This window comes from Acidianus manzaensis, assembly GCF_002116695.1.
In the GTDB taxonomy this organism is placed as follows: Archaea; Thermoproteota; Thermoprotei_A; order Sulfolobales; family Sulfolobaceae; genus Acidianus; species Acidianus manzaensis.
Map to the genome: position 1 here is coordinate 17,420 of NZ_CP020477.1, position 17,818 is coordinate 35,237.

Sequence of the window (17,818 nt, forward strand, 5' to 3'; positions counted from 1 at the left end):
AATACTCTCTTGTATAAACGTTTTTGTGAACATGACAGTTTTCTGATCCTTCATGCATTCAGAGTATTAGAAATGCCTAGACCAATTCCCTTTTCTGTCTTTCTCAGAGCATTGCATGAAAACGTCCAGGTTTATTTTTCTTAGACATTTTCGCATAAACAAAAAGCGTAATAGTAAGAAGGAGGTGATAGAAGATGCAACGTTTAAAGGTTTTCGCATAAACAGAAGCGTGACATATGAGTTTAAAAATACCGCATTAACTTGCTGAGTAAATCCAAAACCGAATCTCTTCTTAATCTAACATTCTTTTACGAATAACGTATTTTAACAAAAACACAGTTGTACGTACCATTTGAATACTTAACGCTTATTTTACGAATAATTCTGATCTTGAAAATTGTCTCAATTTTCAGATTATTCACAAGCCACTTTACTCATACATTTTTAATTAACGTTTATTCATTTCAATTAGTTTGTGGATTGTCTGGAAATTAAGGCTATCCTCTTTATCAGAATAATCCATAGAACCAACATAAAGATTCAAATGTTACACACACTACATTTCAATACGAAATATTGGATTGGGAAGAGAAATGAGTGAAGAACACTATGGACGTTTATTTATTTCAATACCTTTCTGATTTTACGAAGGTCTAACCTAGAGAAAAACCTCAGTTCCCAGATACTTATCTCCAAACTGCCTTGATCAAGAAGTTGCCAGTTTTAAATGCTCACAGATAGAAAGCGTGTGGAATATCTGAAAATCAAGATTCTTCTCTTTATTAGAATTATCATCTAATTTTCAAATAATACACACATTACAGATAAAAGGGGAAATTTGAAAAACATGGAGTAAGACTTTAGACTCAGCCAGAACCATTGAGATAAAAGGGGAAATTTGAAAAACCAATAGTATTTTATATTTATCAGTTTTAAACGATTTCATTCATTTTCACACGGTTAAACTAGGCATGGCAGATGTTTTTTATATTCCTCTACTATTCTACTATAACTATTCCCTCTGTCTTTATTCGCAGCCACTGTATCTGATACCATCAGTGGTCCTAAAACTATTGGATAAACGCTTAGTAAATTTAGGCTAAAGCTCAGATTTTGGAACCATTTTAACGCTTTTATTGGTGAAATTACTTTATTATTTTCTATCGTTTCAATCACTACATCTGTAATTCTCTTATCTATTTCTATAGTAATTTTTTCTATTTCTTCTCTGCATTCTTCACAAAATTCAAACTGTTTCACTTGATTTATTTGACTTATGCTTCTCATTAATTTGAACCCTCTAGCTGCCATAGCTTCGTGGTGGTTAATAGATGCCAGTACAAACGGTATTCCAATATTATCTGTGTTTTTGTTATTTTCAAAGTTTTCATATATCTTATACAGCAAATAACCACTGTAGATTTCATGCCCGTAGTAATTAGGCCCCTTTTGGTAATTTTTAGAAGTTTTACCTAAGTCGTGAAGAGCTATTGCCAATTCAGTGTAAACTTCAATTTCCCTTTGATCCCTATTCAGCCTTTTAGCAATTATGGGCACAGTTTCTTGAAAGCATCTTCTGAACACATTTAAAGTCTCTATTCCATGTTGCGAGAACGTCTCTTTGCCTGAAAATGCCCAACACATTTTCTTATACTTTGCACTTCACAAATATAAACATTTGAGTTTTGCGATTCAACGCGATATTATAAGGTAATAATGGTTCTTCTCCACATGGATTCCTAGCGTTTTGCATTTCAACGTGATATTATAGTGATGAAAACTTAGAATTTTTATCCATTCCGTCAGAGTTTTGCGATTCAACGTGATGTCAACAGTATATGATCAATTATCCATCCAGTTATTGCAGAATTCAGTTTTCCAATTCAAGACGATATCAACACGAAAATTTCTCCGTCAATCCGTTTCGATACGTTAAGTTCTATGATTTACCGTGATATCCTTTTTCCTTAATAGAAAGCGTGCCATCACTCTGTGTAAAACCATATTATGTATTTCTGGCAGAATCCACTGTCCTATAGCTTCAACTCTTCCTCGCGGTAACTTAGCTTCTATTATTTCTGGCAGAATCTACTGTCCGATGCTCAAAAAGTAACGAATTAAACGCGTAGTATGCAGTATTTAACCTAAAGTGGTATAGTTTTAAACCACTCTGAATCTTTTTAGCGTTTGTGCCCCAGTTTGTGGAGCTATTGAGTATAGTTTTAAACCACTCTGAATCAGTTAAGTACGCTTAGTATACAGTATTTAACTAATTTTGGTATTGCTGATCAGAGGGATTCATTTTCAGATATTCCATACAAGGTTACATAAAGTTACCATGTAAATTAGCATTTGATTACTTAAAGCTCCACAGACTATCATTTAACAACTAAAAATTAACGCTCTATCAAGACATATACGGCTAGCGTAAAATATCCGAATAGTAATAGTAAAATTATCTAAAATAATAGACTTATAGACTTCAATTTCTTAGCAACCTAGAGCTCCATTAATCTCTTTAAACCTAGCTAAGAATTTCCAATTTCATATAAGATTAATCAAGAAAGTAGTGAAGTAAAGGGATTTTTGTTTCAAAAAATTCAATTCTCTAAAGGATTAATCTAAAGAAACTCAAGTCATCTGAACCTGTATAGTCTACTTCTTTCAATCTGCCAATGGATTAATCGTAGGCAAGAATTTGTAGCCAATGCTATAAGAAGAATCTTTCAATTCCCTAAAGGATTAATCATCCCTATGAAACAAAGAATCCCGCGGACTACTTGCTTTCAATTCCCTAAAGGATTAATCATAATCAATTTGAGACACATATCAGATATTATCATGACTTTCAATTCCCTAAAGGATTAATCAGGTTGGGTGTGACTGTACTCTGACAGGGGTGGGCATACCTTTCAATTCCCTAAAGGATTAATCAGGTTGATACATTTGGCTATATTGTAAATTCAGTTTTATCCTTTCAATTCCCTAAAGGATTAATCGTTATATTTTTATTGATGAAATCTCGCCTGTGGATCCCACTTTCAATTCCATAATGGATTAATCAGATTATTCAAAAGTATGAGTCGCTTTGCCCTGGAGTAACTTTCAATTCCATAATGGATTAATCATAATATAGTATAATTTTATGGGACATAGGATAAATGGAATCTTTCAATTCCATAATGGATTAATCTTAGAAAATGCGTTAAAGTCGTTTCTCGAACAGTATAAAATCTTTCAATTCCATAATGGATTAATCATAGCAATAAAAATTAGATATAGATTTTTGCTAAAAATACTTTCAATTCCATAATGGATTAATCACTTTGATGGTACACATTTCCCAGTAGAGCTGAGCTCTTTCAATTCCATAATGGATTAATCAGTCCTTCCCTCTGTCTGCCTTCTTCAAGTGATTTAAATCTTTCAATTCCATAATGGATTAATCTTGATTATTTTGCTAAGAAGAGAATTTTAATCATCAATTTCTGCTTTCAATTCCATAATGGATTAATCTAACGGATATGCAACAGTCGATATTAACGGTACTATTTTCTTTCAATTCCATAATGGATTAATCGCAAACTACACGAATTAATATCCAATTTTCAAACTGAACTTTCAATTCCATAATGGATTAATCTATGAAGGGTGCCGTTTACCTGAGTAAAGGCTTAATCTTCTTTCAATTCCATAATGGATTAATCAGTATCAGTTTGATATCCACAGACAGGGCAAACGTAACCAGTTCTTTCAATTCCATAATGGATTAATCTTGCAGATACTGATGATGAATTACTAGATTTTATACACTTTCAATTCCATAATGGATTAATCAGAGCAAAAATTCCATGGCGTAGGATACAAGAAGAAAGGAACTTTCAATTCCATAATGGATTAATCAATGAAATAAGATTTATACAACGTCATTACGAGTACGTTACTTTCAATTCCATAATGGATTAATCATTTTAGCGTACATTTTAGTGGCATGGGAAGGGTTCGAAGACTTTCAATTCCATAATGGATTAATCAAGAATTAGAGAAATAGCCCAAGAAGAAATAGAAAAACACTTTCAATTCCATAATGGATTAATCTGTGAGAACAATTGGACTTTGATGGAATTTACTCAAATGATCTTTCAATTCCATAATGGATTAATCAGGCGGTGTACCCCATAGTACACCCTTTTACTTACCCCTTACTTTCAATTCCATAATGGATTAATCAGAACCCTGAAATACCTGGTTTATAATTTATTGTATAATCTTTCAATTCCATAATGGATTAATCCAGAAACAATTCAAGTTCAACCACCAGGTACAATTACCTTTCAATTCCATAATGGATTAATCATGATTATAAAGAAGTATTTGATCAAATTAACAGTGTTAACTTTCAATTCCATAATGGATTAATCTGAACAAATATGAACTTAAAATGTTAGAACAGATGAAAGACTTTCAATTCCATAATGGATTAATCTTTTTTGTTTTGTATTTTCGTTCTTTATTTGTTATTTTCTTTCAATTCCATAATGGATTAATCGTTTGCAGGGAGATATTATAAAGATCGGCACTTTATCAAACTTTCAATTCCATAATGGATTAATCATCGTGTTTCTTACATTTAATCAATTCAGAGATTTAAACTTTCAATTCCATAATGGATTAATCCTGGAGCATCTAGATTTGATGAATGTAGGAGAGTAATCTTTCAATTCCATAATGGATTAATCTAGCATTTTGAGAACTGTAAATAAGTACTGAAAATGGTCTTTCAATTCCATAATGGATTAATCTTATAAAGCCTCACCTTCCCACAGATAATTATTGATTTGCTTTCAATTCCATAATGGATTAATCAGAAAGGGAATATTAGGAATGAAAATAGAGGTTGATTAACTTTCAATTCCATAATGGATTAATCATATATCGTGATAATGCTGACCTAATATCAATTTATTATTTCTTTCAATTCCATAATGGATTAATCAAAGTTCCCATCAAATGGTGTTCCTTACATTGAAGTTAATCTTTCAATTCCATAATGGATTAATCACATTATCTTGCACATGGTCATGAAAGGGGGAATTAATATCTTTCAATTCCATAATGGATTAATCGAAAACTGAAAATTATTCATAAAAATGAGAAAAAAAGACTTTCAATTCCATAATGGATTAATCAAATTTGGGAAACAGATGATAAACACAGACCTTATAGTTTAACTTTCAATTCCATAATGGATTAATCCTATCTTTTTATTCTTGATCTAAGGATGTCTTTCTTACTTTCAATTCCATAATGGATTAATCTTCGAAAATTGGTTATCTCAGTATGGATTTAAATGGTTTGCCTTTCAATTCCATAATGGATTAATCATCAGTGGACGGTATCGTTCGCTAATTCTTCATCATCAACTTTCAATTCCATAATGGATTAATCGGCTTGCTTTGCTAAAAACGTCATTTGCCAGGAGATCTTGTCTTTCAATTCCATAATGGATTAATCAAGTTTTTAATGCGGAAGTTATAATTTTTTGTGTTTTATATCTTTCAATTCCATAATGGATTAATCTACTTTCGGTTTCGCGTTAAGTAGACCGAAACTGTTAACGTTCTTTCAATTCCATAATGGATTAATCATGACAAAGATGATATTAGTGCCAAATGATGTTTATCAACTTTCAATTCCATAATGGATTAATCATTACGATAGCATTCTTAATGGGAATATTTTGCGATTTACTTTCAATTCCATAATGGATTAATCATCCTTTATTCATATAAAATTCAACACCTAAGTCATGTACTTTCAATTCCATAATGGATTAATCGTTTTAGATTATTTTATCGCAACAAATTACAGAGGAATACTTTCAATTCCATAATGGATTAATCTCAGCTAAACAGTTCATAAGTTTTATTAATTCAAAAGAGGCTTTCAATTCCATAATGGATTAATCGACAGATTAGCTAAAGTGATAGTTGAAACTCAAAATGAACCTTTCAATTCCATAATGGATTAATCAGAGAAGCTTCGAAATAGGTAAGGGAGAATGGTTTACTTTCAATTCCATAATGGATTAATCATGATCATGATTTGATGAAAGCCAAATATATTTTTTAAATACTTTCAATTCCATAATGGATTAATCAGATATTCAAACATCATCTCTACAATTAAAGGAATACATCTTTCAATTCCATAATGGATTAATCTTTGTAAGATTGTAGTTTTGTATTGTATGATTAAGAAATTCTTTCAATTCCATAATGGATTAATCTGTTCTCTTCATCGATTTCGTATCTATCCTGTCTGACTACTTTCAATTCCATAATGGATTAATCCTGCTTTCAACTGTTCATTATCTTCAAGCACCTGATCTATCTTTCAATTCCATAATGGATTAATCTGCAAATTCTGTAAGAGCGATACTTAAGTTTGCTGATTCTCTTTCAATTCCATAATGGATTAATCAATTGTGTTACACGCCGAATACCACTGCAGAGGAATACCGTCTTTCAATTCCATAATGGATTAATCTAAATGAAGCGAAAAAACTCCCCAGTTTCCAATATTACGTCTTTCAATTCCATAATGGATTAATCGGAAGACGAATACTACGCTTATAAATACTTTGAAGCGAACTTTCAATTCCATAATGGATTAATCAATTTGTTTCATTTTTTGCGTGTAATACGATAAAAATCTTTCAATTCCATAATGGATTAATCCCTTAACCCTATGCGGGCGTAAAACCCGTTTCATTAAAACTTTCAATTCCATAATGGATTAATCCGTTGATGAGTCGTTAACAGGATCGCAGGAATACAGCTTTCAATTCCATAATGGATTAATCTGTTGGTTTTATATATCACCTATCTTAGTTTTTTCTTTCTTTGTTTATAAGTTTACGTGTTTTCCTTAGTTTTAGTTGCGACCGACTTCTCTAGTATTTACTTTTACGTTTTTTGGTTGCATGGTCTTTTTCGTGAATTGAAAGTAGATTTTGGTTTTTAAATGTAAGTTTTCTCTGATGATTTCGTTTCGGTCGCATTGAGACTCGAACTTTCACACTTTTAATCTCTAAATGAAATTCGAAAATCACCTTTCCTAAAATCGTATTCTTTCTTCATAAATTCGCTAGGATATCTTAAAAACTATATTATAGGCTTTGGTCTTTTCTGTTTTTTGTTTATTTTTAGGTTTTTCTGTGTTTTTAATCTCTCTTATAAATAGGCGTTTCCTCGTAGAAAAAGCTACTTCGTAAATTTAAACGCTTTTTATTTCAGTTTTTGCTTATTTCTTTAAAAAAATAAAATTTTTTTCAAATAGAACTATTATTAGAATAAGTATTAGATAGTCAAATATTAATACAATGAGCTGTAAGATTAATGCGCTATAGGGGACTGTTGGAGTGCAGTCATGAAAATTAGTATAACACGCAAAAAATTAAGCGTAAAGAAATCATGTAGACAAAAACTAGTTCGCGTAAATATGCCAATACTAATTAGCGTTTATTGTAAAATATATAGACGATTAATAAGCTACAATTTAGCTCGTATTATTTATTGATTTTCGTGGATGCAATCCAACACACCCCATTAATTCTATAACTAGTCGTTGGAATGCATAGTATTTTCACGTTTATGTAAAAGTGTAATTAAATTGACGTTATGTATTAGCCTTGATAATTAATTTTTAAGTAATTATTCAGTTATCACCTTTATTTAGTACTTTCATGAAGTTGTAAAAGTTAAATGCTGGATTTTATGGACTATATCATTTTGCTCTTTAGTTCAATATTTTATAGATAGTAGGAAAAAATAAATATTATTAACGTATTATTTTTTATAAAAATAAAATTTAGTAGTCGTTGGCTTCTTATTTATTATGAAGTCTTAATCACGATAGAGTAACGTAATCTATCCGTGCTTCTATACCCTGTATTATTGAAAGAATACTTAAAAACTAGTTTATGTAGAAGCCGAATACTTTACGCTGGTTCTAAGAATGGTCTTGATTTAGAGAAAAATCTCTGTTTCCGAACACTCCACAAACTATTTAAAAAACTATCATAGTTTAACTGGCGGGATAACCAGTTACTGGTGTACCACCAGTTTCATAGACTGAACGTGCGTAATAAGAGTGTTATTTTCAGTCTAGAAGGAAAATCTAACTGATTAAAGGAATGTACATTGACGGAGTGTCCATTTTCTGTTTAAGAGGAAGATTTCGATAAGATTCTGTCACAATTTCATATTTTATTTGAAACGTGTTTGTAGTTACTTAACGTTTTAACTACAGTCTAACCTTCAGAATTGCGAAGAAGAGCTTAGCTCTCATCCCCTTCAGCTACACTCTAACTCGGAGAATTGCCTCAATTTTCATATTATCCCCTATAGATTTTGTAATTAATTCACAGAAGTAGTGTGTATCATTTGAAAACTAAACTATAATTCTATAAATGGCTAATAAATAGAATAACCTTAATTTTCAGATAATCAAGGTGTATGATTATCCGTTGAATGTAATTACTGCCTCTAGCGAATAACCTTAATTTTCAGATAATCCACTATCTATCAGAGAAGTTTTCGATGTTGGTAAATCAGCAGGCAACGAAGTTAGGATAATCCTCTATCTATCAGAGAAGGAAAAAATTGATATAGAATTAGTGAACTTAACACCTCAATTTTCCTGTGATCCACTATGAATTGTAATTTTACTATGATATATGTAGTCCTAATTCTTTATCATAGTATTTTGGATTTACTTTGAACGCTATGAAAACCATCTTTTTATTGTCTTCCCATATCACATCTTTATACTGTTCAGCTAAATTTTCTAGAAAACTATCAACATCTTTACCGAACCAGCGGTAAACTGTAGAAGAACATTTCTCTATTATGCCTGAATCGTAGGTTTCTAAGTACACTGTTACGCATTTATTGTTATTATCAAAATAAAGTAATTTTTCCCTATTATTGTATAAATAGTTAACGCTCACTGGTATCAGTTCTTTTTCGTCATATGGCTTAGTAAAAGCCACGTTTAGGAAGAGGTTTCCTGTCAATGATAGATAATCTTTCATCATGTTTTGCAGATCTTTCTTTGCTAAAAATATATTTTCTGATAATTGTTTGAGCTTTGTAATCATCGTAGAATCTAACTTATAACTGATGTTTATCTTATTTGCATAGCCTGGTTTTTGATAGCATCCGAATGGGTGTCTTAAACATAGTTTTTCTTTATTTAATATTTCTAATGTTGAGTTCACTAATTCTTTATCATAAGGACCTGGATTTCCGCTATTCCAAATATATATTTTTCCTTCACTTTCCTCATTTTTTCTTAGTACTCTACCTACTCTTTGTACAATTGAAGGTAATGGAGCTAATTCTGTTATCATGCTGAGTGCGCTTATGTTTACTCCAACTTCTATAACCTGGGTTGAAACTATGACTTCGCAGTTTGAGAAGTCTTTGTCCTTATCTTCAACTCTGAATCTGGAATGGACTAAGCAAAGCCCTTCCATTTTATTCTTCAATTTACTGTATACTTCTATTGCCTTATCTACTGTATTTAGGACAATTAGTAGTTTAGGTTTTTTGTCTACTTCTTTTTTAGCTATTTCTTCTGCTTTAGAATATATTTCATCTTCATTATTAATTATTTCGTAGTCTATGTTAGGTACTTTGAAATCGTCCACGATTTCGATAAGTTCGTACTCTGAGGAAGACCCTTTAGGTTTGCACGTGTAATGCCCTTTTTCTCCTTCCTCTTTGCAATCTTTACCTTTTATTGCTTCGCCGTAATTATTTACTATTGCTATTGATATTATGCGTCTGTTGTTTTCTGCAAATTCTCTGGAAATTGCTTCTTCCAAGGGGATTGAAGGAGTTGCTGAAGAAAATATAACGTTGACTCCCATTTTAGCTAGCTGTTCTGCTGAGGCTATCAATGAAGAATATCCTTTATCGGTCATTAAATGATATTCATCGAAGTTAACTATTGACGTTAAAATGGAGAATCTAGGTAAATCGTAGTGGCCGTGATCTGTGAAAGGTTCACCTATGTTTCCTTTATATAAATTGAGGAAAAATGAATCGTAGGTGGTAATTACAAAGTTTGAAAGGAAAAAAGGAGACTTTAATTCTGAAGGAGAGAAAGAATACTGAACTCTGAAATCCAGTCCATATTTTTTGGCGTCATCTGTTATACTTTTTACTAATGCTCTGGTAGGGACTACGTGAATTATTCTAGAGAAATTAGAAGTAGTGTGAGTGGATAAATATTTAGCTAAAATTAGGGATAAAGTAGTTTTTCCGTAACCTGTAGGTAAGGATAGGATAAAGTTAACGTCATTGCATTCTGCTAATTTTCTTCCGTTAATTTCTGTTCCAGTTTCTCTACAGTTAAGTAGCTCTAGAACTTTTTCAATACCTTTTCTAGCCCTCTGCGTGGTTAAATCAGGCAAATACTCATCCATGTCAGACATATATGAAAAACTAAATTAAAGGTTTTAATTTTAAGTTAGACGTTATATATAGCATTAAGTATTCAAATGGTACACATACTAAACGGGCTACTTCTATCATACCTTCTGTGAAAATCATAGGAGGATAACGTTGTTTGTTTTACCTTATATAATAATCTAACGAACTGGGTTAGATCACCAGTTCTACTTTGAGATATATAAGTTTCACCTTTATAATAATCTAACTATTTTTCATACTATCTCGTTTTAGTTTGTGGATTTTCTGAAAATTAAGGTTATTCTCTTTATTAGGATAGCTCATGGAATTTTCGTCTAGTTTTCAAATGATACACACACTAATCTCGTTTTGGAAAAACCGTAGGATAGTCTTAATATGCTCAAAAACTTATCTTACAAATGTTCTGATTTAGAGAATTGCCTCAGTTTTCAGATAATCTATAAACTACTGCGATAAAACCATTTTCAGATGATTTAAAAACGAGGTTTTTTAAAAAATTAATAAGCAAAATCAACAAATCATAAACTGCGTTATGGATTACTAGGGTTTTTTTTAAAAAAAAATTAATAAGTCAATTGATTTTTAACCGTTAATACAGTTTCTAATCCACGTTTTAGTTCTCTAACCCTATAAGGATTTAGAATTTTTGCTAAAGATGGATCTTTAATAAATGAGTCTCTGCTAACTAAATTGTAGAATTCGTCTGGGCTTATACTTCCCTTCAAGCCTTCCAAAATTAAATTGCTAACTTCTAAAAATGTATTCACTGCTTTACTCTCTGCACAGTTATAATCACAGTTACTGTCCTTTAATTTGGAGATTGATGAAGGAGATAACATTTTTATAAATTCGTCTTTTTTATTTAAAGCAGAGGACAGCTGTATCAAGCTTGATATTGAAGAGTAATTATTATCTTCCAGTATTTCAGCTCTGTGAGAATCTACGTGAACTACTGTTAATTTTTGATAATAACCTTCGTTTATCTTTAATGACGCTAAAAATAACCTTGCATTATGAGATAATTTAGCCAAAGCACTGTCTTTTATTTCGTTAATTCTTAAATTATCTCCATATAATATTTTAGGCCCAGTTACTTCCATCAATTGCACTGTGGAATCAACTGGACACAGCATAAGGACTTTTTTGTTTCCTTTTTCTATGTACTGACCTAATCTGAATAACGAAAAAGATACAGTACCTAAAAACGAAAAACTTTTAGAAATATCTAGCTTAGTTTTACCTGAAGAACCCTTCCAACCACCGTACCATCTCCCCGATTCTAAGAATTCGGGAATTAACGAAGGATATGAATAATCCTCTTCATCACTTTTTTTAAGATCCTCTAGTATCGTCTTCGCAAAATCTTCAGACTTTATGTCTTCAGTAAGTAGCTTATATGCATTTTTATAGTTTTTAGAAAAACTTTTTAAAGAATTCATGATCAAGTTATCCTTCGTTAAATAGTTCTTTAATTCGTTAATCCTGTCAAGCATAACGCCTTCGCTATTCACTTTTATTTTTATTTTATCACCTTCTATACTAATTTTCCCGTCTTGTCCTAAATATAGCAGAGAACTAACCACTAAATCCCTTAACAGTAGCCCTTTTTGAGGTAAGTTTAACTCAATTTCGAACTCCAAATTCCATCACGATCCATAATTATATAATAATCCTTTATTTTATATATAACACATTCTTGGTTTATATTATTTTTATTAATCTTCACGTAACCACCATATCCTAAATTCCTAGGTACTAAAGCGTGAATGAATCTCTTTGCTTCAACACTTTTCGAACTTAACTCGTAATTATTCTCAACAGGCATACTCAATTCTTCTAATCCTTCTAACCTGGAGGTAAGGCATTTAGAAGGAAAATAAGCGTTCGTCTCAAACTTATCCTCATTAACTTCTTTTAAGTCATCAACAATCACCGAATACACTGACACTATTGATTCCTTCGAACCCATACTCGGAATCTGCCAAGCTAGTTTAGTCCACAATTCAGCGTTATCTTTAACTACTAGAAAAATTTCAAATCTAGAACATGGTCCATAAACTTTTCCAAAAGACGAAACTCCAAACCATTGCCCAATTTCATTTAATTTCTTGTATTTACTCTGCTTATAAGGAATTCTTGACTCCCTCATCATGTCAGAATAAGGCATTAAAAGAGGTTCATCCAAGCCTAAAGTTATCCAAAATAAATCCTTCCTTGCTACATTATTTATGAACTCCTCCGTACATGACCTTTTTGAACTAACAGCATGATCGCAGTAACCCCTACTTAAAGCCCCTAACAGAGTAGAAATCGGAGGAACTGGATACGAAGCTCCTCCAGCAGAAGTTTTAGGTATCCTTATAGAAAAACCCCAATGATATGATCCCGTTACTACGATACCCTTCATTTTATCACTTCTTTGAAAAAATTATTAACATAGGATCTCATCGTCTATTTCTTTGGAAATAAATCATTTTTAACCCTATTAAACACTTCAACTGGATTATTTATATCGTTATTCTTAGTAGTTAACCCTTCCTTTACATAATAGTATATCTTATTAGTATTTTTGAGATCAAGAGCTTTCTTGAAAGATTCCAAAGTCGAAGAAACGAAATCTATGTAACTATCCATGCTGTTATTACTCATTGAAACTGGAGGTAAATTGAACGGCTTTTCAGTTAAACTAATAAACAGAGCCTCTATATCAACAATAGGCTTAAACCTAGTCTGCTTAGCTCCGAACAACATCTGAGATAATGTTAGAGTTAAAGCTTCCAATGAAGCAGAAATCCTCTCATTCCTCTTTTCAACACACTCCAACGGAGTAGACTGCGTACACCCTATTCCGTCAACGTTTAAATATCCCGTAAGAATATAAGGCGAGCTAGCAACTTCTACATTATATATTGATTGAGCATTTTCATTTGCCTTCATTAACTCATTTGTAGCATATCTAACGTGAAATTCTGGATTAACAGCAGAACTCTTTACAGCGTCCAAAGCAGGAATCATGTAGCTGAAAGCTATGTTTGACACCCTCTTAACCAACTTATCGGGATTCATAAATCCAGCGACATCTTCAATCACATCCTCCCCAATCACACACTTTTCATAGTCATGTTCTTCTTTTACCTCCTTACATTTAGTATTATGTACATCGTCCTTGGCACCCCTCTTTACAAAAATCCCCATCTCCGCTAAACTATCCACAGGCAAGTTCATTTGCTTAGAAGTAAGAACCAAATTAGATTGATATCCATGAGCTATCATTTCTCCACTAATGGCAGGAGCGTACGTTAGTATGTATCCCGTATCGCTTTTCGTTACTATAGGAGCTCTTCTATGTCTAACGTAGTTACCAGCGGACTCTACATTATTTAAATCTTCTACATTAACTAAATACCTTACACTAAAGGACAACCACATTTTCAAGCACCCATTGCCAAAGCTGCTAATATTCTTGCGTATTCAATATTATTTAAGTTTTCTAAAAACTCCTTTATCTTAATATCAGTAGGCATAGCCAAATAAGATCTTCCCTCCCTGTCCCACATCACTGGAGTTACACAGTAGTTATTATTATCAGCAATTTTATGTACCATATCCCTATATATATTTACGTACGCTTCAGGAATATCGCCAGGCTTAGCCTCTAAAAGGCATGGTAGCTCTACTACCTCTTCCTTCTTAGACTTTATATTAAATACACTCATCTTCCTCTGCGGAGCAGATGAAACATAAGAGTGGTACTCCCTTAACGCCTGTGCAATTAAATCTTTAAGAAAATTTACATCCAATGAGTAGACTAAAGGATCTATGTAGCCAAACCTTCTGAGAACAATATAGAAACGAAAAACTTTTACAATACTTTTAAACTTTTTGTTTATAATACTTTCCAAAGATTCAGTAGACATTTAACCTCACTATTAATATTAAAAACTAGATTATATTCTTTATCATTCAATTCACATTTCCATTACAAATCAGAATTTAAGGTAAATAATAATGGCACGACATGTTATCTAAGATAAATGATATAGGAACACGAGATTATGTCATGATCCATGAAACCAAAACAACCCTATATTCATTCAAAAAAGTATGATAAGATAATGGAAAGTAATAACTGATACTCTGTATTCATAAAAAAGTGAAAATTACTGAACAAAACACAAAAATCGAAACCTTATACCACAAAGAAAAATAGAGGCAGAACCTTTTCATCAATTTCCTCATTTAATCAAACCTAATAATAAAAAGAAATCGTACAATAGGGACTGTTGGATTGCAGTCATCAAAATCTACAAATAATACACTAAATTGTAGCTTATATTAATCCTCTATGAATCTTGCAGTAAACTCTAAATTAATACTAGATAGTATTGGCATATTTACAACTAACTTTTCGTGAATATAATTTCTTTATGCTTTTATTTTTCTCGTATTATACACTAATTTTCATGACTGTATTCCAACAGTCCCGTACAATAAGTAACAGTTCACGAGCATCTAGAAATTGACATATCTTTTATCATTGGAATAAGCTATAGAACTAGTATATAATACTAAAAATTAAAGACATTAAGAAATTATTATACACAAAAACGTTTCACGTAAATATGCAAATACACATAGGTTGATGAGGGAAAACTTTCAATTCCATAGTGGATTAATCAAGAATATGAAGTCTTGTTTAACAGATTTTACCTGATCACCTTTCAATTCCATAGTGGATTAATCATTTGATAACTTAGATTCTTACAGACGTCAAGTACTCAGCTTTCAATTCCATAATGGATTAATTATAACTATGATAGATAGCTCATTATATGAAATGAGTTTTATCTTTCAATTCCATAGTGGATTAATCCCAAGCCCTCCAACGAACCATGCTTGGTTAGGTGATGGTCTTTCAATTCCATAATGGATTAATCGATCTTGATGAAGTAAGAGAGCTCATTGACATGAAAGAAGTCTTTCAATTCCATAATGGATTAATCATGGTAAAAAAGCATTTACTGAAGATGGAAAGATAAAAATATTTCAATTCCATAATGGATTAATCTTGCCCCATGCATTTGAAAGAAAGTTACCTATTACACCCTTTCAATTCCATAATGGATTAATCAAACGGATTAGATGAACCAGAAGATGTTCCTCCAGATCCTGATTGCGTGCTTTCAATTCCATAATGGATTAATCATTAGTGCATGTAAATACTGGCATTGGCTTACCAGAAACCTTTCAATTCCATAATGGATTAATCAGGAAGAAGAAATAGAATTAAATGGAATTGGCGTTCTATCTAACTTTCAATTCCATAATGGATTAATCCTAACATTACGTGGAATCTGACAGTCGGCTCAATAAACTGCTTTCAATTCCATAATGGATTAATCAAATCCAAAATCAGCCTGGCTCTAGTTCCTCTTTTTCAAACTTTCAATTCCATAATGGATTAATCGAAATATATGCTTCTGGTCAAGTTTATATTCAATTAGTTCTTTCAATTCCATAATGGATTAATCGGTAAATATCAAATCAATGTAATATCATACACAAATCTAAACTTTCAATTCCATAATGGATTAATCAAGAAAACAAGAAGGATATAACTATATCCCAAATAACTTTCAATTCCATAATGGATTAATCGGAAATTATCATTATCGGCGTGGAGAGATAGATAGTGTACTTTCAATTCCATAATGGATTAATCTCACCAATTGGATTTTGGACGATTGGGTTTGATAGAAATCTTTCAATTCCATAATGGATTAATCACTTAAATGCCGAAAAAGAAGAAAGAAGACCAATCAAATCTTTCAATTCCATAATGGATTAATCGGTAGAGGCACAGAGGCAAAAGACATTACAGCGATTAAGCTTTCAATTCCATAATGGATTAATCAGTTTTTCCGAAGCATTAAGAAGCAATTAATATACAATCTTTCAATTCCATAATGGATTAATCAAACTTTAAATATCACTTCTGAGTACACATTATTAGAGGTCTTTCAATTCCATAATGGATTAATCCTTATTGCAGAAAGCTGCAGAAAGTTAAGCAAAAAGACTTTCAATTCCATAATGGATTAATCCATTTGTAGTCTTCTTCGAATCTTACAGTATAGTTAGGCTTTCAATTCCATAATGGATTAATCAGTATCACCATGGTCTAGAAAAATGATAATAGATAATTTACTTTCAATTCCATAATGGATTAATCATACCTAATGCTGCAACAATACCAGTCCTTTCATCCCTTTCAATTCCATAATGGATTAATCCTAGTTTACCAGTAAACTTATATCAGATATTATTATCTCAACTTTCAATTCCATAATGGATTAATCAAAGATTTGAATTATTCTAATCAGACCGAATTTTTTGCCTTTCAATTCCATAATGGATTAATCACAGAGATATACGAAGCGAATCTTTCAATTCCATAGAGCTTTCAATTCCATAATGGATTAATCAGAAATATGTTCAACTGATAAAGAGTGGGGCGAGTATATAGCTTTCAATTCCATAATGGATTAATCATGATCATACCACCACCCAATTAATACTAAGATTATGCCTTTCAATTCCATAATGGATTAATCATATTATTCGTAAACGCTAAAAATGTCATTAATACAACTTTCAATTCCATAATGGATTAATCAAACGGTCTGACTAGTCTATTGAATTCTTCTGATTTAGTCTTTCAATTCCATAATGGATTAATCAAATTCTAGCCAGATTTTTAGTAAATTTTCTGTATCTTCCCCTTTCAATTCCATAATGGATTAATCAAAATGTTTGAGTTTTGCTCTATGTAATCGGCGTAGTATCTTTCAATTCTATAATGGATTAATCAGAGAAGGAAGAAGAGAGGGAAGAAAAAGGAGGATCAGCTTTCAATTCCATAATGGATTAATCTGAAGGGCATGGAGGAGCTGTTAGGTCTCCTCCCCCTTCACTTTCAATTCCATAATGGATTAATCCTTATTATTTGTATGATATCGTTCAAAGTTAGCGTTTTTTGTATCTTTCAATTCCATAATGGATTAATCGTAATTTTTTCGGGGTTAGTTATGGTAGGTAAAATGACAAACTTTCAATTCCATAATGGATTAATCGGCAAGTAAATGACAGCTAACGATCTTAAAGAGAAGTATACTTTCAATTCCATAATGGATTAATCAAAGTATAAATTTTGGTAAAAATAATCTATCCACATACTTTCAATTCCATAATGGATTAATCGAAAGACCCTGATCATAATTGGGCTGAGAAAGTTGATCTCTTTCAATTCCATAATG

6 protein-coding genes and 2 CRISPR repeat arrays (1 of these 8 only partly in view) are annotated in these 17,818 nt (G+C 31.6%); all 6 genes read right to left on the reverse strand.

The features are described from left to right. Nucleotides 1-960: 960 nt before the first annotated feature. The 6 genes from B6F84_RS00055 to B6F84_RS00080 all read right to left on the reverse strand — a co-directional run bounded on the left by B6F84_RS00055 (nucleotide 961) and on the right by B6F84_RS00080 (nucleotide 14,419). Nucleotides 961-1,644: a CRISPR-associated endonuclease Cas3'' gene (locus tag B6F84_RS00055; protein WP_148690322.1), complete on the reverse strand. Its 684-nt coding sequence runs from the start codon at nucleotides 1,642-1,644 to the stop codon at nucleotides 961-963. A gap of 953 nt (nucleotides 1,645-2,597) precedes the next feature. Next, nucleotides 2,598-6,865: direct repeats of the CRISPR family, unit length 25 nt; unit sequence CTTTCAATTCCATAATGGATTAATC. A 1,866-nt stretch (nucleotides 6,866-8,731) separates the two neighbouring features. Continuing rightward, on the reverse strand, nucleotides 8,732-10,495 hold the full coding sequence (gene cas3 / locus B6F84_RS00060; protein ID WP_187152715.1) for a CRISPR-associated helicase Cas3': 1,764 nt from the start codon (nucleotides 10,493-10,495) through the stop codon (nucleotides 8,732-8,734). Between the two features lie 570 nt (nucleotides 10,496-11,065). Then, nucleotides 11,066-12,142, reverse strand: coding sequence for a hypothetical protein (locus B6F84_RS00065; RefSeq protein ID WP_148690324.1), 1,077 nt, complete (start codon nucleotides 12,140-12,142; stop codon nucleotides 11,066-11,068). After that, nucleotides 12,121-12,909: a type I-A CRISPR-associated protein Cas5a gene (gene cas5a, locus B6F84_RS00070; RefSeq protein WP_148690325.1), complete on the reverse strand. Its 789-nt coding sequence runs from the start codon at nucleotides 12,907-12,909 to the stop codon at nucleotides 12,121-12,123. Before cas5a ends, B6F84_RS00065 begins: the two co-directional genes overlap by 22 nt. 44 nt (nucleotides 12,910-12,953) lie before the next feature. Then, nucleotides 12,954-13,931, reverse strand: coding sequence for a type I-A CRISPR-associated protein Cas7/Csa2 (gene cas7a, locus B6F84_RS00075; protein ID WP_148690326.1), 978 nt, complete (start codon nucleotides 13,929-13,931; stop codon nucleotides 12,954-12,956). Nucleotides 13,932-13,933: 2 nt separating this feature from the next. After that, entirely contained in the window at nucleotides 13,934-14,419 is a 486-nt protein-coding gene (locus tag B6F84_RS00080; protein ID WP_148690327.1) for a hypothetical protein, read from the reverse strand. A 736-nt stretch (nucleotides 14,420-15,155) separates the two neighbouring features. Beyond that, nucleotides 15,156-17,818: direct repeats of the CRISPR family, unit length 25 nt; unit sequence CTTTCAATTCCATAATGGATTAATC (it continues 3,244 nt past the right edge of the window).

What these genes read in the sequence shown, in the direction of transcription:
- B6F84_RS00055 (WP_148690322.1), bottom strand. Translation starts at nt 1,644, where the DNA reads ATGTGTTGGGCATTTTCAGGCAAAGAGACGTTCTCGCAACATGGAATA.
- cas7a (WP_148690326.1), bottom strand. Translation starts at nt 13,931, where the DNA reads ATGTGGTTGTCCTTTAGTGTAAGGTATTTAGTTAATGTAGAAGATTTA.
- cas5a (WP_148690325.1), bottom strand. Translation starts at nt 12,909, where the DNA reads ATGAAGGGTATCGTAGTAACGGGATCATATCATTGGGGTTTTTCTATA.
- cas3 (WP_187152715.1), bottom strand. Translation starts at nt 10,495, where the DNA reads ATGGATGAGTATTTGCCTGATTTAACCACGCAGAGGGCTAGAAAAGGT.
- B6F84_RS00080 (WP_148690327.1), bottom strand. Translation starts at nt 14,419, where the DNA reads ATGTCTACTGAATCTTTGGAAAGTATTATAAACAAAAAGTTTAAAAGT.